General features: G+C 63.3%; 19 protein-coding genes. 6 read left to right on the forward strand and 13 right to left on the reverse strand.

The genetic code is table 11. The features are described from left to right. Positions 1-4: 4 nt before the first annotated feature. Both trxA and rho read left to right on the forward strand, forming a co-directional pair. A complete protein-coding gene (trxA, locus tag V1261_RS02690) occupies positions 5-337 on the forward strand; it encodes a thioredoxin TrxA (protein WP_329769898.1) in 333 nt (110 codons plus the stop codon). A gap of 276 nt (positions 338-613) precedes the next feature. Further along, positions 614-1,876 (forward strand): transcription termination factor Rho, encoded by a 1,263-nt coding sequence (gene rho, locus V1261_RS02695; protein ID WP_329769899.1) that lies wholly within the window; start codon positions 614-616, stop codon positions 1,874-1,876. A gap of 93 nt (positions 1,877-1,969) precedes the next feature. Here rho and V1261_RS02700 read toward each other — a convergent pair whose 3' ends face one another. Then, positions 1,970-2,956 (reverse strand): diaminopimelate dehydrogenase, encoded by a 987-nt coding sequence (locus V1261_RS02700; RefSeq protein ID WP_329769900.1) that lies wholly within the window; start codon positions 2,954-2,956, stop codon positions 1,970-1,972. Between the two features lie 211 nt (positions 2,957-3,167). On the opposite strand from V1261_RS02700, the gene V1261_RS02705 reads away from it, so the two are divergent. The 3 genes from V1261_RS02705 (at position 3,168) to V1261_RS02715 (ending at position 6,704) form a co-directional block, all read left to right on the forward strand. Further along, entirely contained in the window at positions 3,168-3,416 is a 249-nt protein-coding gene (locus tag V1261_RS02705; protein WP_329769901.1) for a type B 50S ribosomal protein L31, read from the forward strand. A gap of 175 nt (positions 3,417-3,591) precedes the next feature. Continuing rightward, positions 3,592-5,340: a hypothetical protein gene (locus V1261_RS02710; RefSeq protein ID WP_329769902.1), complete on the forward strand. Its 1,749-nt coding sequence runs from the start codon at positions 3,592-3,594 to the stop codon at positions 5,338-5,340. Positions 5,341-5,357: 17 nt separating this feature from the next. Beyond that, a complete protein-coding gene (locus V1261_RS02715; protein WP_329769903.1) occupies positions 5,358-6,704 on the forward strand; it encodes an MATE family efflux transporter in 1,347 nt (448 codons plus the stop codon). A gap of 12 nt (positions 6,705-6,716) precedes the next feature. On the opposite strand, the gene phoR is transcribed toward V1261_RS02715, so the two are convergent. From phoR to pstS (V1261_RS02755), 8 genes are all read right to left on the reverse strand, one after another. Then, complete coding sequence (gene phoR, locus V1261_RS02720) at positions 6,717-8,108, reverse strand: phosphate regulon sensor histidine kinase PhoR (protein ID WP_329769904.1); 1,392 nt, start codon at positions 8,106-8,108, stop codon at positions 6,717-6,719. Positions 8,109-8,232: 124 nt separating this feature from the next. After that, entirely contained in the window at positions 8,233-8,940 is a 708-nt protein-coding gene (gene phoB, locus V1261_RS02725) for a phosphate regulon transcriptional regulator PhoB (RefSeq protein WP_329769905.1), read from the reverse strand. A gap of 23 nt (positions 8,941-8,963) precedes the next feature. Then, positions 8,964-9,668, reverse strand: coding sequence for a phosphate signaling complex protein PhoU (gene phoU, locus V1261_RS02730; RefSeq protein ID WP_329769906.1), 705 nt, complete (start codon positions 9,666-9,668; stop codon positions 8,964-8,966). A gap of 27 nt (positions 9,669-9,695) precedes the next feature. After that, entirely contained in the window at positions 9,696-10,472 is a 777-nt protein-coding gene (gene pstB / locus V1261_RS02735) for a phosphate ABC transporter ATP-binding protein PstB (RefSeq protein WP_329769907.1), read from the reverse strand. 21 nt (positions 10,473-10,493) lie between these two features. Next, on the reverse strand, positions 10,494-11,363 hold the full coding sequence (gene pstA, locus V1261_RS02740; protein ID WP_329769908.1) for a phosphate ABC transporter permease PstA: 870 nt from the start codon (positions 11,361-11,363) through the stop codon (positions 10,494-10,496). Continuing rightward, entirely contained in the window at positions 11,360-12,358 is a 999-nt protein-coding gene (pstC, locus tag V1261_RS02745) for a phosphate ABC transporter permease subunit PstC (RefSeq protein ID WP_405198058.1), read from the reverse strand. Before pstC ends, pstA begins: the two co-directional genes overlap by 4 nt. 126 nt (positions 12,359-12,484) lie before the next feature. Beyond that, positions 12,485-13,615, reverse strand: coding sequence for a phosphate ABC transporter substrate-binding protein PstS (gene pstS, locus V1261_RS02750; RefSeq protein ID WP_329769909.1), 1,131 nt, complete (start codon positions 13,613-13,615; stop codon positions 12,485-12,487). Positions 13,616-13,874: 259 nt separating this feature from the next. Continuing rightward, positions 13,875-14,912, reverse strand: coding sequence for a phosphate ABC transporter substrate-binding protein PstS (gene pstS / locus V1261_RS02755; RefSeq protein ID WP_329769910.1), 1,038 nt, complete (start codon positions 14,910-14,912; stop codon positions 13,875-13,877). Positions 14,913-15,121: 209 nt separating this feature from the next. On the opposite strand from pstS (V1261_RS02755), the gene V1261_RS02760 reads away from it, so the two are divergent. Further along, complete coding sequence (locus tag V1261_RS02760) at positions 15,122-16,624, forward strand: Ppx/GppA phosphatase family protein (RefSeq protein ID WP_329769911.1); 1,503 nt, start codon at positions 15,122-15,124, stop codon at positions 16,622-16,624. 9 nt (positions 16,625-16,633) lie between these two features. On the opposite strand, the gene V1261_RS02765 is transcribed toward V1261_RS02760, so the two are convergent. From V1261_RS02765 to mdtD, 4 genes are all read right to left on the reverse strand, one after another. Then, positions 16,634-17,095, reverse strand: coding sequence for a SixA phosphatase family protein (locus V1261_RS02765; protein WP_329769912.1), 462 nt, complete (start codon positions 17,093-17,095; stop codon positions 16,634-16,636). Between the two features lie 196 nt (positions 17,096-17,291). Further along, a complete protein-coding gene (locus tag V1261_RS02770; protein WP_329769913.1) occupies positions 17,292-18,203 on the reverse strand; it encodes a GNAT family N-acetyltransferase in 912 nt (303 codons plus the stop codon). Positions 18,204-18,341: 138 nt separating this feature from the next. Further along, entirely contained in the window at positions 18,342-19,325 is a 984-nt protein-coding gene (locus V1261_RS02775) for a cation diffusion facilitator family transporter (RefSeq protein WP_329769914.1), read from the reverse strand. Positions 19,326-19,428: 103 nt separating this feature from the next. Further along, the gene (gene mdtD, locus V1261_RS02780; RefSeq protein WP_329769915.1) at positions 19,429-20,871 is read right to left on the reverse strand and encodes a multidrug transporter subunit MdtD; all 1,443 of its coding nucleotides are present in this window, start codon (positions 20,869-20,871) and stop codon (positions 19,429-19,431) included. Between the last annotated feature and the right edge of the window lie 32 nt (positions 20,872-20,903).

A 20,903-nucleotide genomic window follows, 5' to 3' on the forward strand; every position in this document is an offset into this window, starting at 1 on the left:
CACCATGGCCAGCGACCTGATCAAACACACTACCGACGCAACCTTCCAGGCAGATGTCCTGCAATCCACGGCGCCCGTGCTGCTGGACTTCTGGGCCGAATGGTGCGGTCCCTGCAAGGCGATCGCCCCGGTGCTGGACGAACTCGCCAAGGAATACGACGGCAAGCTGCAGATCGTCAAGATGAACGTCGATGACAACCGCAACGTGCCGGCCCAGTACGGCATCCGTGGCATTCCCACGCTGATGCTGTTCAAGGGCGGCCAGGCCGTCGCCACCAAGGTGGGTGCCCTGGCCAAGCCGCAGCTGGTCGCCTTCATCAACGAACAGCTGGGCTGATTACGCACGACTCCTGTCTTCCCGGGCCGGATGGTCAGCACATGCCCTCCGGCCCCGCATCCAGCGCAGCTTTTGTGTCTATAATCTGCGCACACCATGTGCATACCCGTCAGATACCGGCAATCGGTATCTCCGGCACAGCCAGCCTACCCTGCTGCCGCTGATTGTCAGTCCGGTATCCAGATCACCTCCCAGTTTTTCCCGGTATCCGCCCCTGTACCCGAGCGTACAGTCGCGCCACACCGCCCCCTTTCCTTTTTCCCTAGACGCAATACCATGCATCTGAACGAACTCAAGGCCCTGCACGTCTCCGAAGTGCTGAAGCAGGCCGAAGAACTCGAGATCGAAAACACCGGCCGCATGCGCAAGCAGGAGCTGATGTCTGCCATCATCAAGAAGCGCGCCCGCGCCGGCGAACAGGTGTTTGCCGACGGCGTGCTGGAAATCCTGCCCGACGGTTTCGGTTTCCTGCGCAATCCCGACAGCAACTACACCGCCAGCACCGACGACATCTACATCAGCCCGAGCCAGGTACGCCGCTTCAACCTGCACACCGGTGACATGGTCGAGGGCGAGGTGCGCACGCCCAAGGACGGCGAGCGCTACTTTGCGCTGAACAAGCTGGACAAGATCAACGGTCTGCCGCCCGAGGCGAACAAGCACAAGGTGATGTTCGAGAACCTCACGCCGCTGTTCCCCACGCAGCAGATGAAGCTCGAGCGCGACATCAAGAGCGAGGAGAACATCACCGGCCGCGTGATCGACATTATCGCCCCCATCGGTCGCGGCCAGCGTGCGCTGATCGTGGCGCCGCCCAAGAGCGGCAAGACCATGATGATGCAGAGCATCGCCCACTCCATCACGGCCAACCACCCGGACGTGCACCTGATGGTGCTGCTGGTGGACGAGCGCCCCGAGGAAGTGACCGAGATGCAGCGTTCGGTGCGCGGCGAGATCATCGCCTCCACCTTTGACGAGCCCGCCACGCGCCACGTGCACGTTGCCGAGATGGTGATCGAGCGCGCCAAGCGCCTGGTCGAACTCAAGAAGGACGTGGTCATCCTGCTCGACTCCATCACGCGCCTGGCTCGTGCCTACAACAACGTCGTGCCCTCGTCCGGCAAGGTGCTGTCCGGCGGTGTCGATGCCAACGCGCTGCAGCGCCCCAAGCGTTTCTTTGGTGCCGCACGCAAGATCGAGGAAGGCGGCTCGCTGACCATCATCGCCACCGCGCTGATCGATACCGGCAGCCGCATGGACGAGGTGATCTTCGAGGAGTTCAAGGGCACCGGCAACAGTGAAATCCACCTGGACCGCCGCCTGTACGAAAAGCGCATCTTCCCGGCGATCCAGCTCAACCGCAGCGGCACGCGCCGCGAGGAGCTGCTGCTGCCGCCCGAAATCCTGCAGAAGACCCGCATCCTGCGTCAGTTCATGTACAACATGGATGAGATCGAGGCGATGGAGCTGGTGCTCAAGAGCATGAAGCAGACCAAGAACAACCACGAGTTCTTCGACATGATGCGCAAGGGCGGCTAAGCCTTCCCTGCTGCTGCATGCAAAAAGCCCGCCGGATGACTCTGGCGGGCTTTGTCATTTCCGGGCCGGCACAGGGGCCGCCCGGCAAGACGCTTACAGCTGCTCGGCGCGCAGCTGCTCGGCACTCTTGGGCGAGAGCAGGCCCGGCGCCACGTCAAACACGGTCTTGGCACCGATATCGCCCTGCTGCTGCATGCGATGCACGGCACGCGCGTAGGCCACCAGCACACTGGAGGTGAACTCCGGATTGCTGCCCAGCTTCAGGCCGTACTCGATCACCTGGCTGTTCTCTTCCGAGGTGTTGCCACTGCGGATGACGAAACCGCCGTGCGGCATGGCGGCATGGTCGCGGCGCAGCTCCTCGGCGCTGATGAAGTTCACCGTGGTGTCGTATTCGTCAAAATAGTGCGGCATGGTGACGATGGCCTGGCGCACGGCATCGGCGTCGGCGCCTTCGGCCAGCACCACGTAGCAATCGCGGCGGTGCTTTTCACGCGTCGTCAGCTCGGGGCGCACGCCGCTGCGTACACGCTCCACCGCGTCTTCCACCGGCAGTGTGTACTGCACGCCACCGGCCACGCCCGGCACGCGACGGATCGCGTCGGAATGGCCCTGGCTCAGGCCCTTGCCCCAGAAGGTGTAGGTCGCGCCATCGGGCAGCAGCGCTTCGCCGATGATGCGGTTGATCGAGAACATGCCCGGATCCCAGCCGGCGGAGATCAGCGCGGTCTTGCCGTTGGCGCGCGCTGGAGCATCGACTGCGGCAAAGTATTCGGGAATGCGCGCGTGGGTATCGAAACTGTCCACGGTGTTGAACAGCGCCGCCAGCTGCGGGCCCTGCTCGGGCAGATCGCTCTTGGAGCCGCCGCACAGGATCAGCACGTCGATGTTGCCGGTGTGCTGCGGCAGCGTGTCCATGCCAAACACCGGCGTACCAGGCACCAGCGGCTGCAACTGATCCGGCGGGCGGCGCGTGTAGATACCCACGAGCTGCATGTCGGGGTTCTTGCGGATGGCGGCTTCGACGCCGCGGCCCAGGTTGCCGTGACCGGCAATACCAATGCGGATGGGTTGGCCCATGCTGTTGTTCCTTTGCAGAGATAAAGACAGTTGCCGGCCCGGAGTGGCCGCAACTGTTGCATTTTCCCAGAAACCGGCCCGGAGCAGACCGACAGGATCGCAGAAACCTTTGCACCACGGCAATGAAAATGCGATAATGCCAGATTAAAGTCGCGGAAAGTACGCTGGAATAGGCCGGCACGGCTCCCGCAACGACCCTCAAGGAATACCCATGAAAGAAGGCATCCACCCCAATTACCGTGAAGTCTGCTTCGTTGACCTGTCCAACGGCTACCAGATCATCACCCGTTCCTGCGTGAACACCAAGGAAACCATCAAGCTGGAAGACGGCCGCGAACTGCCGCTGTTCAAGCTGGATACCTCCAGCGAATCCCACCCCTTCTACACCGGCACACAAAAGTCGGTGGACAACATGGGTGGCCGCGTGGAGCGCTTCCGCAACCGCTACGCCAAGCGTTAATTGGCACTGGCCAGGCACGGCATCCCGTGCCGGTCCGCAAAGGCAGCCTCCGGGCTGCCTTTTTTCGTACAATCGGCGACTATTTCCGCTACCCGTCCCGGTCCGTGGCAGCACTTTTGCCGCCGACAGCGTGTACCATGCCGTCGATGACCTTCCTCTCTGCGAGCACCCCACCGTGAACCAACCCAGCCCTGCCATCGTCGCCCAGGAAGGCGTGCGCCGCCTGCCGCGCTGGGGCCTGCTGCTGTTCTGTGCGGTCTACGTGCTGTTCGGCTTCCTCTGGCGCGACCCCTGGCGCCGCGCCGATATCTCCAGCTTTGGCGTCATGCTGGAGTTGGCGCAGAACCCGGCCAGCTTCCTGTCGCCCACGCTGCTGGGCCAGGCTGTCGATGCCAACGCGCTGCTGCACTACTGGCTGGGCGCAGCCGCCATCCACTGGCTGCCGCTGGAGCCCTTCGCTGCCGTGCGCGTGCTGTTCGTGCTGATGCTGTGGCTGACGCTCACTGCCACCTGGTACGGCATCTATTACCTGGCTCGCGGCCCGAGCGCGCAGCCGGTCAGCTTTGCCTTTGGCGGCGAAGCCCATCCCACCGATTACGCCCGCACCCTGGCCGATGGCGGCCTGCTGGCACTGACAGCCTGCCTGGGCCTGGCCCAGCCCAGCCACGAAGTCGCCGCGCCACTGACGCAGCTCTGCTGCGCCGCGCTGATGCTGTACGCCTTTGCCGCACTGCCCTACCGCACTGTGCTGCCGGCGCTGTTCGGCACGCTGGGCACACTGGGCCTGACCCTGTCCGGCGCGCCCGCCATGGCCGTGCTGTTCGCCCTGGCTGGCGCCCTGATCTACGCCGGCAGCAAGCGCGAATGGAATGCCCTGATCCTGGCCGATGGCTACGAGGCCGATCCGGCCGCGCTGCAGCCGCACGAACGCCGCCGCTGGCTCTGGGTGGCCGGCCTGGCCGCGCTGACCCTGCTCAGTGCGCTGCTCGCCAGCCAGCTGGAGCTCTGGCGCTGGCGCCTGCAGCCGCTCCCCTCGCGCTGGGTCGAATGGCGCGACCTGATCAAGCTGCACATCTGGTTCACCTGGCCAGTCTGGCCAATGGCGATCTGGACCATCTGGCGCTGGCGCAACCACTGGCGCCGTGGACGTGGCGCGTTTTCGCTGACACTGCCGCTGGCTGCCGGCCTGATCTGCAGCATAGCCGGCTGGATCGGCGACAGCCCGAAAGACAGCCTGCTGCTCGGCCTACCGGCCTATGCTGCACTGGCCGCCTTCGCCCTGCCCACGTTCAAGCGCAGCGCCCAGGCCTTTATCGACTGGTTCTCGCTGATCGTGTTCACCGCGGCGGCCACCGCCATGTGGCTGGTCTGGATCGCGCTGCAGGCCGGCTGGCAACTGCGCATCGTGGAGCGGGTGCTGGCCGCCGTGCCGGGCTATGCGCCGGTGTTTGAATGGGGCCTGTTCCTGTCGGCGCTGGCAGTCACGCTGGGCTGGCTGTACCTGGTGCGCTGGCGCACCCGGCGCCTGCGCCCGGCACTCTGGAAGAGCATGATCCTGCCGGCAGGCGGCGTCACGCTGTGCTGGGTGCTGATGATGACGATCTGGCTGCCGGCCATCAACCACGCACGCAGCTATACCGTGGTGGCCCAGGAAATCACGCAGACCATGCAGGCGGCCGACCCGGACGTGCGCTGCCTCGACATCATCGGACTGGACGAAGCCCAGGCCAGCGCCCTGCTCTACCACACCCCATTCGAGATCCACCGCGCCGGCACCAGCCTGCAATGCAACTGGCTGGTCACCGACGAAAGCCAGGTGATGCTGCTGCCGCATCTGCACGACATGCAGCAGTGGACCGAAGCCGCCGTGGTCTACCGCCCGGGCCGCAGCGAAGCGATCCACCTCTACCGGCGCCTGCCCTGACGCCATCTGCCTGCAACGTGAAACTGTTCGACCTGCGTGCCATTGGCAGCCATGCTGCCACCATCTGGATCGGACAGCTGGCCGTGATGGCCTTTGCCGTCACCGATACCCTGGTCGCCGGCCAGTATGACCCGCAGGCGCTGGCCACGCTCTCCATCGCCACGGCGATTTATGTCAGCATCAGCATTGGCCTGCAAGGCTATGTACAGGGCCTGCTGCCGATCTGGGGCCGCTTGCATGGCCAGGGTGCTGTGCCGGAACTGGGCCGTAGCGTTCGCCAGGCGCTGTATGCGTTGGCGATCTGCTCGGTCATCGGCGTGACGCTGCTGCTGCTCAGCCCGGCGCTGCTGCAGCTGACCCAGGTTCCGCAGCACCTGCACCAGCCCGTCAGCCATTACCTGGCCATCCAGGCCATCACGCTGCCCATGAGCATGCTGGTGCGCGCCTTCAACACCTTCAGCCAGAGCATTGGCCAGCCACGCTGGGTGGCTCGGCTGCAGGGCGGTGCGCTGCTCTGCAAGATCCCGCTCACGGTCTGGTTCGCCTTTGGCGGCTGGGGTGTACCGGAACTGGGTCTGGCCGGCTGCGCCTGGGCCACCTGTGTCACGCATGTCGGGCTGCTGCTGGTCATCGGCTGGCTGTTGCGACGCCACCCGCTGTACCGGCCCTACCAGCTGCTGCAGCGTCCGCCGCGCCCGGACTGGACCGTGCAGCGCCAGTTCCTCGCCCTTGGCCTGCCCAGCAGCCTGGCGATCTGGGTCGAAGTGACCTCCTTCACCACCATGTCGCTGCTGATCGCACCGATGGGCGAAACCGCTTCGGCGGCGCAGCAGATTGCCAGCACCACCGCCGCCCTGCTCTACATGTGGCCGCTGTCACTGGCGATTGCCGGCAGCGCCCGCGTCAGCTTCTGGCAGGGTCGCCAGGACCTGCCCTCGGCACTGCTGGCACAACGCAGCACGCTGCTGCTGACCCTGCTCAGCGCCGGCCTGTCTGCCGCGCTGCTGGCACTGCTGCGCGAGCCCATGGCCAGCCTCTACGTGCAGGATGCTGCCGTGGTGCAGCTGGCGGCCTCGCTGCTGCTGCTGGTCGCCGGCTACCATCTGGCCGATGCCTTCCAGGTCTGCGGCCTGTTCCTGCTGCGCTGCTACCACGTGGTACGGCTGCCTACGCTGATCTACAGCGTGATGCTCTGGGGACTGGGTCTGGGCGGTGGCTACTGGCTGGCCTGGTTCGGTCCGGCAGCCTGGCGCGGGCCACATGCCTTCTGGGCCATGGTGTCGGTGGCGATGGCCCTGGTGGCCGGCCTGTTCCTGCTGCTGTTGCGGCAGGCTTCGCGCCGCGCCCTGGAGCAGTCGGCCTGATCGCAGAGCGGATCAGTGCCGCGGCGACAGTTCAGGTCGCGCTGGCAGCGCCTCGTGCTGTTGGTACAGGCGGTACTCCGGGAAATCCAGCGCAAACCGGGCGCCATCGTCCGGCTTGCTTTCCACATGCAGGCGTGCGCCATGGCGCTGCGCCACATGCTTGACAATCGCCAGGCCCAGGCCGGTACCACCGGTTTCACGCGAACGGCTGCGGTCCACGCGGTAGAAACGCTCGGTAATGCGCGGCAGGTGTTCTGCCGGAATACCCGGACCGTGGTCCTTCACGTACAGCTGCACACCGCCTTCAGCGGTGCGGCTCAGGCCGGCAATAATCTCGCTGCCCTGCGGCGTATAGCGCACCGCATTGCTCAGCAGATTGCCGATCGCGCTCTGCAGTTCGCTGACACTGCCAAACACCTCTTCCGGCACGCCCGATTCGATCTCGCAGCGGATGCGATGCGGCAATTCGCCCTTTTCGGTTGCCAGCACCTCGGTCAGCACACGCGCATCGTTGACGCCGATCTCGAGCAGTTCGGCCAGGTGGGCGCGCTCGCTCTGGTCGGGCGGCGGGCTGCCTTCCAGCCGGGACAGGGTCAGCAGATCCTGCACCAGATGCTGCATGCGACGCGCCTGCAGCGCCATCAGTTCCAGGTAACGCTGGCTTTCTTCCTGCGTCAGCGGCACGCTCTGCATGGTCTCGACGAAGCCGGACAGCACGGTCAGCGGTGTACGCACCTCGTGCGAGACGTTGGCCACAAAATCGCGGCGCATGCGTTCGGCCTGCTCTACCGCCGTCACGTCACGCACCAGCAGCATGCGTCGACCCTGGCCAAACGGAAAGGCCTGCACCGACAGGCGCACCGGACGCTCCAGCGAATGGCGGCGGCCGTTCATGGTGACGCCTGCCGACTGCACATCCTGTGCCGCCCAGTAGCGGCTGAAAGCCGGATCGCGCACCAGGTTGCCCAGATGCTGGCCATGGTCGCGCGGACTTTCCAGCCCGAAGAACTCACCGCCGGCCGGGTTGAACCACTCAATATGCCCCAGTTCATCGACCAGGATGATGCCGTTGGGGGATGCGCGCAGCGCATCCAGGAACACCAGCATCTGGCGCTCGGAATCCTCGACCAGACGGCGCTGCTTGCGCATGCTGCGGTAGGCCGCCACCTCCATCTCCTGCCAGATGCCGCGCAGATCCGGCTCGGGACTGGGCATTTGGTGGCGCAGCCAATTCAGCAGACGCTGGCCCTGCCAGGCGTCCAGCAGCAACAGCAGGACATCCAGCAGCAGTACCACCGTCAGCACCCACAGTGCAGACTCCAATTGCTGCCTGTCCTGCAAATACCAGGACAGGCCCAGGCCACCGAGGTGCAACAGCACGATCCAGACAATGCGTATGCTCATTCGCGATTCCTGTCAGTCCATCAAAAAACTGGCCAGGGCCGCCTAGACCCTGGCCAGTCACTTGTCATCCCGTGGCAGACAAAAATATCCACCAATGATGACAATTATCACACTAACAGGCGCATTAACGCGATGCAGCCGGCTCGTTCAATGCAGTAATGCGGTAACCCGCACCGCGCACTGTCTCGATCATGGTCGAGGCCGGCCCCATGGACTCGCGCAGGCGCTTGACATGCACGTCCACGGTACGCTCCTCGATGAACACGTGGTCGCCCCAGACCCGATCCAGCAGATGAGCGCGGCTATGTACGCGTTCGGCATTGCGCATCATGTAGTGCAGCAGCTTGAACTCGGTCGGGCCCAGCTTGATCGGCTGGTCGCCGTAGTGCACGCGGTAGGTTCCGGTATCCAGCGACAGCTGGCCCAGTTCCAGCACCGTGGTTTCCGGTTCCGGCGCACGGCGGCGCAGCACCGCACGGATGCGTGCCAGCAGTTCCTTGGTCGAGAACGGCTTGGTGATGTAGTCGTCGGCACCTACATCCAGGCCGGCCACGCGGTCATTTTCGTCACCGCGTGCCGTCAGGATGATGATGGGCACGGTCTTGGTCCGCGGATCGGCGCGCCAGCGCTTGGCCAGCAGCAGTCCGCTTTCACCCGGCAGCATCCAGTCCAGCAGGATCAGATCAGGCAGGGTTTCGTCCAGCTCGCGCTGCGCGCTCTTGCCGTCCGTTGCCCACGTGATCTGATAGCCGTTATGGCGCAGGTTGACTGCGATCAGTTCGGCAATGGACGCTTCGTCTTCGACTACCAGGATTTTTGGCTGCAATCTCATCTTTCAGTCGTCCGTCGCTCTGCTCACACCAGCTTGTCTTCGATGTCTTCCACCGAGCTGTGGCGAACGTCCAGACCCTGCACAATGTAGATCACGCTCTCGGCGATGTTCTTGGAATGGTCACCGATGCGCTCCAGCGCCTTGGCCACCGTCATCAGCTCGAGGCTGACGCCAATCGTGCGCGGATCTTCCATCATGTAGGTCACCAGCTTGCGCAGATAGCCTTCGTATTCGACGTCGATCAGCGTGTCGGCCTTCAGGATCTCGACCGCGATACGCGTATCCAGACGCGCGAAGGCATCCAGCGAACGGCGCAGCAGGTCCGATGCCATCTGGGCCGCAATGCGCAGCTCGGAGGTCGGCAGCACACGGTGGGCGTTGCCGTGCGACAGCACCTTCTGCACGTTGCGGGCAATGCGGTTGGCCTCGTCGCCAGCGCGCTCCAGGTTGGCCGTGATGCGCGCAATCGCGATCAGCAGGCGCAGGTCACGCGCCGTCGGCTGACGGCGGCTGATGATGGAAGTCATCTCGTGGTCGATCACGACTTCCATCTCGTTGACGCGGGGCTCGTTCTGTTCGACGACGCGTGCGGCCTCCAGGTTGTGCTCCAGCAGCGCCTCGACGGCCTGGGCCATCTGCTGCTCGACCAGGCCACCCATCTCCATGACCTGGCTGGTCACCATGTTGAGTTCGGCATCGAACTGGCTGGACAAATGTTTTTCCGACATGCGAGTCTCCTCTCCCTGCTAATCAGATCAGCCGAAACGGCCGGTAATGTAATCTTCGGTTTCCTGGCGCTTCGGCTTGAAGAACATTTCCTTCGTGTCGCCGAATTCGATCAGGTCACCCAGGTACATATAAGCCGTGTTGTCAGAGCAACGCGCTGCCTGCTGCATGTTGTGCGTCACGATCACCACGGTGTAATCGCCCTTCAGTTCGGCGATCAGCTCCTCGATCTTGGAGGTGGAGATCGGATCCAGTGCCGAGCAGGGCTCGTCCAGCAGCAGCACTTCGGGCTTGACCGCGATACCGCGGGCAATGCACAGGCGCTGTTGCTGGCCGCCGGACAGGCTGGAGCCGTTCTGCTGCAGCTTGTCCTTGACTTCGGTCCACAGGGCCGCCTTGTTCAGGGCCCACTCGACGCGCTCGTCCATTTCGGACTTGCTCAGGTTCTCGAACAGCTTCACGCCGAACGCGATGTTGTCGTAGATGGACATGGGGAACGGCGTCGGCTTCTGGAACACCATGCCGATCTTGGCGCGCAGCAGCGCCACGTCCTTGCTCTTGTCCAGCAGGTTGGTGCCGTTGAACAGGATCTCGCCTTCGGCGCGCTGCTCGGGATACAGCTCGAACATGCGGTTGAAGATGCGCAGCAGCGTGGACTTGCCGCAGCCAGACGGGCCGATGAAGGCCGTGACCTGCTTCTCGGGGATGTCCAGGTTGATGTTCTTCAGGGCGTGGAACTTGCCGTAGTAGAAGTTCAGGTTACGGCAGGAAATCTTGGCCGGGGGGGGAGTAATGATATCGCTCACGATGGAACCTTTTCAGAATGATCAGGACTTGCGCGTCAGCAGGCGCGCCAGGATGTTGATGGCCAGAACGGTGACCGTGATGACGAACACGCCTACCCAAGCCAGCTCTTGCCAGTTGCCATAGGGGCTCATCGCGAAGTTGTAGATCATGACCGGCAGGCTCGCCATCGGGCTAGACATGTCGGTGCTCCAGAACTGGTTGCTCAGCGAGGTGAACAGCAGCGGTGCGGTCTCGCCGGCAATACGGGCCACGGCCAGCAGCACGCCAGTCACCACGCCTGCCATGGCAGACTTCAGGGTGATGTCCTTCACCACGCGCCACTTGGGTGTACCCAGGGCGTAGGCGGCTTCACGCATGGAAGCAGGAATCAGGTTCAGCATGTTCTCGGTGGTACGGATCACGACCGGAATCACGATCAGCGCCAGTGCCACGGCACCAGCCCAGCCGGAGAAGGTCTTCATCGGCGCTACCAGCATGGCAGCCACGAAGATACCAATCACGATGGACGGGGCAGACAGCAGCACGTCGTTGACGAAGCGCGTGGTCTTGGCCAGCCAGCTGCTCTTGTCGTACTCGGCCAGGTAGATGCCGGCCATGATGCCGATCGGCGTACCGATCACGGTGGCCACGGCCACCATCATCAGCGAGCCGACGATGGCGTTGCCGATACCGCCGACTTCGTTCGGAGCCGGCATGCTTTCGGTAAAGACGTGCACGCCCAGGCCCTGGATGCCCAGCATGAAGGTATCCCACAGGATCCAGAACAGCCAGACGATGCCCGAGCACATGGCCAGAAAGGACATGGTCAGCGCAATCGTGTTGACCAGCTTGCGCTTGTTGAACTTGGCCAGGCGGTAGTCGTGTTGGTTTGCAGTTGCGGTGGCGCTCATGACTTGGCTCCTTCGCCCTTCTGAAGCTTCATCAGCAGCAGCTTGGACAGGCTCAGCACGATGAAGGAGATGATGAACAGCACCAGACCCAGATAGATCAGGGATGCACGGTGCAGGCCTTCGCCAGCTTCGGCGAATTCGTTGGCCAGCGTGGCGGTAATGCTGGTAGCCGGCTCGAACAGGCTGAGCGAGGCAAACTGGCTCATGTTGCCGATGACGAAAGTCACGGCCATGGTCTCGCCCAGGGCGCGACCCAGACCCAGCATGATGCCGCCGATCACGCCAGCCTTGGTGTAGGGCAGCACGACCTTGTAGACCACTTCCCAGGTGGTGGAACCGAGGCCATAGGCCGATTCCTTCAGCAGCGTCGGCGTGACCTCGAACACGTCACGCATCACGGATGCGATGTAGGGAATGATCATGATCGCCAGGATGATGCCGGCAGAGAAGATACCCATGCCCACGGGCGGGCCGGAGAACAGCATGCCCAGGCCGGGCACTTCGCCAAAAGCAGCCTGCAGCGGTGCCTGTACATAGGTCGCCAGGATCGGGCCGAATACCATCAGGCCCCACATGCCATACACGATGGAGGGGATGGCAGCCAGCAGTTCGATGGCGGTACCGATCGGGCGCTTGAGCCAGGCCGGCGACATTTCCGTCAGGAACAGCGCAATGCCGAAACTGACCGGCACGGCGATCAGCAGCGCGATGATGGAAGTAGCCAGGGTACCGAAAATCATGGCCCAGCCACCGAAATTCTGGTTGACCGGATCCCAGGCACTGGTCCACAGGAAGGCAGCGCCGAACTGCTTGATGGCAGGCCAGGCACCAATGATGAGGGACACGATAATGCCCACCAGCAAGCCCAGCGTGATATACACGGCCAGCTTGGCGCCACCACCGAACAGCATGTCGGCAAGGGCACCGACGCGACGCGGCTCGGGCGGAGGGGATTGCAGCTTCTTCTGTTGCTGCTTCGTACGCTCTTCGGTCATGGTCTGTGCGGTTGAAGCTAAGGAAGACATGGTATCTATCCTAAAAAGGGACTTAGAACCAATGCCGTGCCACCCAGTTCAAGAACTTGAACAGAGTGCACACGGCACTGGCAGGATCAACAGGGATTACTTGTAGGCAATCGCGTTGCCGGAAGCATCCTTGATGTTGGCCCAGGATTCACGCACGATGGCCTTCACGTCGTCGGGCATCGGCACGTAGGTCAGATCGTTGGACATGGCGTCACCGTTGCTGTAGGCCCAGTCAAAGAACTTCAGCGTGCCAGCAGCCGCATCCGGCTTGTCCTGCGTGGTGTGCATCATGATGAAGGTAGCAGCAGTGATCGGCCAGGCCTGGTCGGCAGCCTGGTTGGTCAGGATCTGGTAGAAGGAGCTCTTCCAGTCAGCAGAACCGGCAGCAGCCTTGAAGCTCACGTCGTCCGGAGCCACCACGTTGCCAGCGGCGTTCTTCATCTTGGTGTAGGTCATGTTGTTCTGCTTCACATAGGCGTACTCGACGTAGCCGATGGAGTTGGGCAGACGGCTCACGAAAGCGGCCACGCCTTCGTTACCCTTGCCACCGGTACCGGTGGGCCAGTTCACGGCCTTGCCTTCGCCAACCTTGTCTTTCCACTCGGTGTTGACCTTGCTCAGGTAGTTGGTGAAGTTGAAGCTGGTGCCGGAACCGTCAGCGCGGCGCACCACGGCGATCTTGGCGTCAGGCAGGGTCACGTTCGGGTTGGCAGCGGCGATGGCCGGGTCGTTCCACTTCTCGATCTTGCCCAGGTAGATGTCACCCAGCAGCTGGCCGTCCAGGGTCAGGTCGCCCGGCTTCACGCCGTCGATGTTCACCACCGGCACCACGCCACCGATCACGGTGGGGAACTGCACCAGGCCCTTGGCCTTCAGGTCTTCATCCTTCAGCGGCTCGTCGGAAGCACCGAAGTCCACGGTCTTGGCTTCGATCTGCTTCATGCCGGCGCCGGAACCCACGGACTGGTAGTTCACCTTCACGCCGGTAGCGTTGGCGTATTCAGCAGCCCACTTGGCGTACAGGGGAGCCGGGAAGGAAGCGCCAGCGCCGGTGATGTTGCCAACACCGCTAGTGGTACCCGGAGCAGCTGCCGTGGCAGATGCGGTCGGCTGGGCAGCAGAAGCGCCCTGCTGGCTGGTTTCGGTCTTCTGGCCACAGCCAACCAGACCATAGGCAACAGCAGCAGCTGCTGCGCTGAACAGGGCAATACGACGGGTTTGTTGCATGAGAGCACTCCTGGGTAGGAAATAAGGATGGTTTGTCTGTCTGATGTGGATCAAGGAAAACCCGCATCACGCTACGAACTGTAAAAACAGTTCATGACACAAATATGACAATTCGGTGATGTTTCGTCATATAGCGGCATCGATGTCGCATCTGCACCAAAAATCGGCACCCATGATGCAAAACACCCCGGAACTGGTGACAGCTCCGGGGTGCGATGGCGTCAGCAACACCACGGTACAACCGCAGTGTCAGCTGTCATCAACGGTAGGAAACGGCCTTGCCGGAACCATCCTTGATGTTGGCCCAGGAAGCGCGGATGTGGTTCTTCACGTCAGCGGGCATGGCCACGTAGTCCAGGTTGCTGGCGCCAGCGTCACCGGTGCGGTAGGCCCAGTCGAAGAACTTCAGGGCAGCAGCGCCGTTGGCCGGCTTGTCCTGCTTGGCGTGCATCACGATGTAGGTCGCAGCCGTGATCGGCCATGCGTTGCGGCCAGCCTGGTTGGTCAGGATCTGGTAGAAGGAAGACTTCCAGTTGGCGGAAGCGGTAGCGGCCTTGAAGCTGTCTTCGTCAGGAGCAACCACCACACCAGCGGCGTTCTTCATCTTGGCGTAGGTCATCTTGTTCTGCTTCACGTAGGCGTACTCGACGTAGCCGATGGAGTTCGGCAGGCGACCCACGTAAGCGGCCACGCCTTCGTTACCCTTGCCACCCACACCGGTCGGCCAGTTCACGGACTTGCCCTCGCCAACCTTGGACTTCCACTCGGCGTTGACCTTGCTCAGGTAGTTGGTGAAGTTGAAGCTGGTACCGGAGCTGTCAGCACGACGTACCACGGCGATCTTGTTGGCCGGCAGGTTCAGGCTCGGGTTCAGGGCCTTGATGGCGGGGTCGTTCCACATGGTGATCTTGCCCAGGTAGATATCGCCCAGCACCTTGCCGTCCAGCACCATGGCGCCCGGAGCAATGCCGCGCACGTTCAGCACCGGCACCACGCCACCGACCACGGTCGGGAACTGCACCAGGCCCTTGGCACGCAGGTCAGCGTCCTTCAGGGGTTCGTCGGTCGCGCCGAAGTCCACGGTCTTGGCTTCGATCTGCTTCATGCCGGCGCCGGAGCCCACGGACTGGTAGTTGATCTTGTTGCCAGTAGCCTTGGCGTAGTCGGAAGCCCACTTGGAGTACAGCGGAGCCGGGAAGGAAGCGCCAGCGCCAGTGATGTCCTGGGCCTGGGCAACGGAGGCGAAGCCGAGCGTCAGGGACACGGCCAGCAGGGAAACTTTGGGAGCGAATCGCATGGAGAAATCCTTGAAATCGAAAATAGTGAAAACAGCCGGTACGTCACATACCAACCTCCACCGCGCCACTCTAAAAACCCAGTATGACGGCTTCGTGACGTTTTGGATTTTCCCCACACCTGTCACAGGAACGTCATCTGCGCCGCGTCTGGCGGACTATGATGTCAGGACACATATCTTTCACAAATCGAACAAGAACTGACTGCAGCATGCGTAATGGCACCCGTCTGGCAGCCCTTGACCTGGGTTCCAACAGCTTCCGCCTGGAAATCGGAAAATTTGAAAACGGCCAGATTACCCGCGTCGAATACCACAAGGAATTCGTGCGCCAGGGTGGCGGCCTGGACGAGAACAACATGCTGTCGCTGGAAGCGATGGAGCGCGGCTGGAGCTGTCTGGAGCGCTTCAACGAGCGCCTGACCCGCTTCCGCAAGGACCATATCCGCGCGGTGGCCACGCAGACGCTGCGCCAGGCGGAAAACCGCGATGTCTTCCTGACGCGCGCCTGCCAGATCCTCGGCTTTCCGATCGATGTCATCTCTGGCCGCGAAGAAGCGCGCCTGATCTATCAGGGCGTGGCCAACCTGCTGCCGCGCTCCAGCGCCCGCCGGCTGGTGGTCGATATCGGTGGCCGCTCCACCGAACTGATCCTGGGCAAGAACCTGGATGCCAACCAGCTGCAGTCCTTCCAGCTCGGCAGCGTGACCTGGTCGATGAAGTTCTTCCCTGACGGCAAGCTCGGCAACAGCGCCTTCAAGCAGGCCCAGATCGCCGCCATGGCCGAACTGGACGAGGCCAGCCAGCTCTACCGGCCCGGCAAGTGGGATGTCGCCTATGGCTCCTCGGGCACCATCGGTGCCATCGCCGAGATCCTGACGGCAGCCGGCCAGACCCCGGGCATCATCACGCGCCAGGGCCTGGAATGGCTCAAGAGCCGGCTGGTACGCGCCAAGTACGTGGACAACCTGCAGATCGAGACGCTGAAGGAAGAACGCAAGCCGGTGCTGGCTGGCGGCCTGGCGGTACTGATCGCGATTTTCGACGTGCTGCAGATTTCCGAAATGCAGCACGCCCTGGGCGCCCTGCGCCAGGGCGTCATGTACGACCTGCTGGACCGCGAGCAACCCACCACCGACCTGCGCAACACCACGGTCAACAACCTGATGCAGAAGTTTGCGGTCGACAACGCCCAGGCCACGCGCGTGGAGCGCACTGCCCTGCAGCTGTTCCGCCAGTATCCGGCGATCGAAGGCATGGCCAAGGTGCGCGAGCGCGCCGAGCGCAAGCTGCGCTGGGCAGCACGCCTGCACGAGATCGGTGCCCATATCTCGCACAGCAGCTACCACCGCCATGGTGCCTACATCATGGACAATGCCGAGGCGCCGGGCTTCGCCCTGCCCGAGCTGCACAACCTGAGCCAGCTGGTATTGGGCCAGCGCGGCAAGCTGCACAAGCTCGATGCCGATTTCCGTGAGGTGCCGTTCTGTTCACAGCTGCTGGCGCTGCGGCTGGCCGTGATCCTGTGCCACGCGCGCCGCAACCCGCAAATGGAAGGCCTGCAACTGCAGCGCCGCCTGCTGCCGACACTGAGTTTCACGCTCAGCGTCACGCGCGACTGGGCGCAGGCCCATCCGCAATCGCTGTATCTGCTGCAGCAGGAAGTCGAGGCCTGGAACCGGATCAATCCGAACTTCAAGCTGCAGATCCGCTAAGCGCGGCGCTTACAGCATGCGCGGGTTCTGCACCGCCTTGAGCACCACCTGCTCCTGGTCTTCGCGCACGCGCTTCTGCAGCCACCAGACTGCGCCCTTCTTGACCGAGCAGCTCATCTGCATGCCCAGCAGGCGCTGCGCCACATCGCCCAGGATCGGCTGGTGTCCGACTACCAGTACGGTGCCACCGGCATCGGGCCAGCCAGCGGCCTGCAACAGGTCATCGGCGTTACGGTCGGGTGCCAGCTCGGGCACGATGGTGTAGTTGCGCTTGGTCAGGCGCAGCACGGTCTGGCGCGTACGCAGTGCCGGGCTGACCAGGATGCGCGTATCGGTCGGCATGTGACGTGCCAGCCAGGCCGCCATTTCAGCCGCCTGGTGCTCCCCTTCCTGGGTCAGCGACCGTTTCAGGTCATCAATGGTGCCGTCGGCATCGACTGCCTGCGCATGGCGCCACAAAATCAGTTCCATGAGTTCTCCTTGCATGATGGCCGCATCAGGCACCGCAACCATGGTGCTCTGCCGCCTTTGTTGTTGCTTTCTTTCATCATACTCCCCCGCCTGACAGGACACATGGCAGCCCCCCGCAACAAAACGTGCCTGTACGGCAAAAGCCGCAGCAGGCACGAAGCGGAGGGGCAGCCCGGTGTGCTGCCCGCAGCAGGAATTACAGGCCGAACTGGCGACGGTAGCGGGCCGGCAGTTCCGGCACGCGCACCATCATGGGCAAGTCAGCGGTATTGAAGTCCGGATCCCACGCCGGTGCACCCAGCACCTTGGCTCCCATGCGCAGATAGCCCTTGATCAGCGCCGGCGGATCCACCTGCACGTCACACTGCAGCTCGTCCACCGGCAGCGCCAGGCGTGGCGTGACGCGGTATTCGATCGGGGCCAGGTGCTTTTCACGCACCTGCTGCCAGATGCTGGCGGCGGCATGGCCGGAAGGGAGGCCCTGATGCTGCATCGGGATGCTGGCACAACCAACCATGGTATCGAGCTGGTTGCGCGACATGAACTCGGCCAGCGCGCCCCACAGGGCGAGGATCACGCCGCCGGAGCGGTGCTCGGCATGCACGCAGCTGCGGCCCAGTTCCACCATGTTGCTGCGCAGATGGCGCAGGCGCACCAGGTCAAATTCGGTTTCGGTATAGAAGCCGCCAATGCGGCGCGACTGTGCCGGCGTCAGCACGCGGTAGGTACCCACCACCATGCCGGTTTCGCTGTCACGCACCAGCAGGTGCTCGCAGTAGTCGTCGAACAGGTCGATATCGTGTTCCGGCAGGTCGGACTTGAGGCGCGCACCCATTTCGAGGGCGAACACCTGGTAGCGCAGGCGCTGGGCCTCACGAACCTCGTCCAGATGACGGGCCCACTGGATCTGGTAAGGCTGCGGACGCGCGGCCACCGGAGTAGCTGCCGGCACGTCAGCGCGTACCACTTCTGCCGGCAGTGCCGGCGGCGGCACGGCCACCGTACGAACTGCAGCAGTGCCCGTCATCAGCAGCGGCTTGCGCAGCAGGGCCGGCAGGCCACGCTTGCGCGGCGACAAGTCCAGCGTGGGGGTGGGCAGATCTTTCATCGGAACATCCTGTCATTTATCGTTCAATCCCAGCAGTTTGGCTGCAGGATATGACAGGAATGATGCGTTCCCGTGAAACTTGCATGACAGAAGTGTCACCCTCTGTATCAGACTGCGACAAGTTGGCACTGCGCCGGCTCAGCTGGCACTGACCGGAGACCCGGCGGCTGCAACCTCGGCGCTGTCGGTTTCATTCTCGGCGGCATCGAACAGCGACTGGTGTGGCTCCACGTCAAACGGCATCATCTCGATGGTGGCGTGCAGGTGCGGCTGCGCCTGCAGCAGCGTACGTTCCAGATCGTTGCGCAGCTTGGCCGACTTGCCGATCGTCCAGCTGGACGGCATGTGCATGTGCATGGAGACGAAGTTGCGTTGGCCGGCTGCACGCGTGGCCACGTGGTCAAACCGCAACTGCTCGCGGCCCTGGGCATCACGCTCACGGTTCACGTAGTCGTCCAGGATATCCTGGATCTGCGCCTGTTCCTCGGGCTTGAGGGCCGCGTCCATCAGGCCGTTGCCCGAAATACGGATCAGCTGCCAGCCTTCCCACATGATGTTCAGTGCCACCACGATGGCCACCACCGGGTCCAGCCAGAGCCAGCCAGTCAGGTGCACCAGGCCCACGCCGGCGATCACGCCGATGGACGTCCAGACGTCGGTACGCAGATGGCGGCCATCGGCTTCCAGCGCCGGTGAGCGGTGATGGCGACCGGCCATGATCAGCACCCAGGCACCGGCGGCGTTCAGTACGGTACTGGCCAGCGACAGTGCCATGCCCCAGCCGAACTGCTCCAGCTCCTGCGGGTTGAACAGGCGGTCCACGGCGGTCCAGAGAATCGCGGCGGCCGCACCAAAAATCAGGATGCCCTCGAAGCCCGAGGAGAAGTACTCGGCCTTGTCATGGCCATAGGGATGCATTTCATCCGGCGGCTGCTCGGCCACGGTCACCATGGCCAAGGCAAACACGGCACCGGCCAGGTTGACGAAGGATTCCAGGCCGTCGGACAGGAAGCCGACCGAGCCGGTCAGGTACCAGGCCGACATCTTCAGGCCGATGGTGATGATGGCCGCCAGGGCCGACAACATCAACAGGACTTTGGGAGGCGGAAAACGGAATGTCATGACACACCAGAAGAGTGATAGTTACGTGCTGTCAGTGTAGCCCTGCCCCGGAAAAATGCACGGGTTTGCCCTAAGTCCCCACAAAAAATGCCAGTCAGATGGGCTACTCCGGCAGATCCAGCTGCTGCAGCTTGCGCGTGAGTCGTGATCCGGGTGATTGCTGCCAGAAAATCCAGGTCGATGCCAGCGTCATCAGTCCCATGCAGACATAGGTACCCTGCAGCGCCAGCACCACTTCCTGGCCATGGTCATCGATCTGCAGCCAGTCGCTGAAGCCCCCCAGCACGGCACCAGCCAGCGCCACGCCCAGGCTCATCGCCAGCATCTGCATCATCGAGAACAGGCTGTTGCCGCTGCTGGCCTGGTGCGGATCCAGGTCATGCAGGGTCAGCGCATTCATGGCGGTGAACTGCACCGAGTTGCAGGCTCCGAACAGCGCCAGATGCAGCAGCATCCAGCCGACGCCCTGGTACAGCGGCACCAGCGCAAAGCTGGCAATCAGCAGGCCCAGCAGCACGGTATTAGTGACCAGTACCTGGCGATAGCCATAGCGCGTAATGGTGCCGGTGGCAATGCGCTTGACCAGCATGCCCGCCATTGCCATCGGCAGCATCATCATGCCAGCCTGGGCCGGCGAATAGCCCATGCCAAGTTGCAGCAGCAGCGGCACCAGGAACGGCATGGCACTGCTGCCCAGCCGCGAGAACAGGTTGCCCAGCAGGCCAATCGTGTACGACGGCACCTTGAACAGGCCCAGCGGGAACAGCGGCTGCTCCTGGCGCGAGGCACGCACGAAGTAGGCCGCCAGGCAGGCCAGCCCGCTCACCAGCATGACGACCGCGGCAACGACCGGCAGTCCGTAGCTGTGCACGCCATCGACCGACAGCGACACCATCACCATGGACAAGGCCAATAACAGATAACCGGCGACATCCAGCCGCACCCTGCCCTCGCCGCGGAAATCCGGCAGATAGCGCATGGCCGCCAGCCAGCCAATCAGGCCGACCGGTACGTTGACCAGGAATACCCAGTGCCAGGAAGCCGCCTCAGTCAGCCAGCCGCCCAGCGTCGGGCCGAGCAACGGCCCGACCAGGCCGGGAATGGCGACAAAGCTCATCGCCGCGAGGAACTGCTCCTTCGGGTAGGCGCGCAAGACCGACAGGCGGCCGACCGGCAGCAGCAATGCGCCACCAGCCCCCTGGATCACGCGCGCCAGTACCAGCTCGCGCAGGCTGCCAGCCATGCCGCACAGCAGCGATCCGAGCACGAACACCAGGATCGCCCCGAGGTAGATGCGGCGCGTGCCAAAACGGTCGGCCAGCCAGCCCGAGATCGGGATCAGCGTGGCCATGGTGAGCGAATAGGCAACGATCACCGACTGCATGCGCAGCGGACTTTCGTTCAAGTCACGCGCCATCGCCGGCAGCGCGGTGTTGACGATGGTGCCGTCCAGCGTCTGCATGAAGAAGCCGACCGCGACCAGCCACAGCAGGATGCGCAGCGAGCGGTCATCGGTATCGGCCGGTCGGGAATCGTTCTGGGTCACGGGAAGATGGCAGCAGTCACGAAAAAGCCGCC

Origin of the sequence: Brachymonas sp. J145, assembly GCF_036312245.1 — a bacterium.
GTDB lineage: Bacteria > Pseudomonadota > Gammaproteobacteria > Burkholderiales > Burkholderiaceae_C > Brachymonas > Brachymonas wangyanguii.

Excerpts from the sequence above, each read along its gene's own strand:
- V1261_RS02765 (WP_329769912.1), bottom strand. The coding sequence starts at position 17,095 with ATGGAACTGATTTTGTGGCGCCATGCGCAGGCAGTCGATGCCGACGGC.
- V1261_RS02705 (WP_329769901.1), top strand. The coding sequence starts at position 3,168 with ATGAAAGAAGGCATCCACCCCAATTACCGTGAAGTCTGCTTCGTTGAC.
- V1261_RS02775 (WP_329769914.1), bottom strand. The coding sequence starts at position 19,325 with ATGACATTCCGTTTTCCGCCTCCCAAAGTCCTGTTGATGTTGTCGGCC.
- trxA (WP_329769898.1), top strand. The coding sequence starts at position 5 with ATGGCCAGCGACCTGATCAAACACACTACCGACGCAACCTTCCAGGCA.
- phoR (WP_329769904.1), bottom strand. The coding sequence starts at position 8,108 with ATGAGCATACGCATTGTCTGGATCGTGCTGTTGCACCTCGGTGGCCTG.
- phoU (WP_329769906.1), bottom strand. The coding sequence starts at position 9,668 with ATGTCGGAAAAACATTTGTCCAGCCAGTTCGATGCCGAACTCAACATG.
- pstA (WP_329769908.1), bottom strand. The coding sequence starts at position 11,363 with ATGAGCGCCACCGCAACTGCAAACCAACACGACTACCGCCTGGCCAAG.
- rho (WP_329769899.1), top strand. The coding sequence starts at position 614 with ATGCATCTGAACGAACTCAAGGCCCTGCACGTCTCCGAAGTGCTGAAG.
- V1261_RS02760 (WP_329769911.1), top strand. The coding sequence starts at position 15,122 with ATGCGTAATGGCACCCGTCTGGCAGCCCTTGACCTGGGTTCCAACAGC.
- phoB (WP_329769905.1), bottom strand. The coding sequence starts at position 8,940 with ATGAGATTGCAGCCAAAAATCCTGGTAGTCGAAGACGAAGCGTCCATT.
- V1261_RS02770 (WP_329769913.1), bottom strand. The coding sequence starts at position 18,203 with ATGAAAGATCTGCCCACCCCCACGCTGGACTTGTCGCCGCGCAAGCGT.
- V1261_RS02700 (WP_329769900.1), bottom strand. The coding sequence starts at position 2,956 with ATGGGCCAACCCATCCGCATTGGTATTGCCGGTCACGGCAACCTGGGC.
- pstS (WP_329769910.1), bottom strand. The coding sequence starts at position 14,912 with ATGCGATTCGCTCCCAAAGTTTCCCTGCTGGCCGTGTCCCTGACGCTC.
- pstS (WP_329769909.1), bottom strand. The coding sequence starts at position 13,615 with ATGCAACAAACCCGTCGTATTGCCCTGTTCAGCGCAGCAGCTGCTGCT.
- pstC (WP_405198058.1), bottom strand. The coding sequence starts at position 12,358 with ATGACCGAAGAGCGTACGAAGCAGCAACAGAAGAAGCTGCAATCCCCT.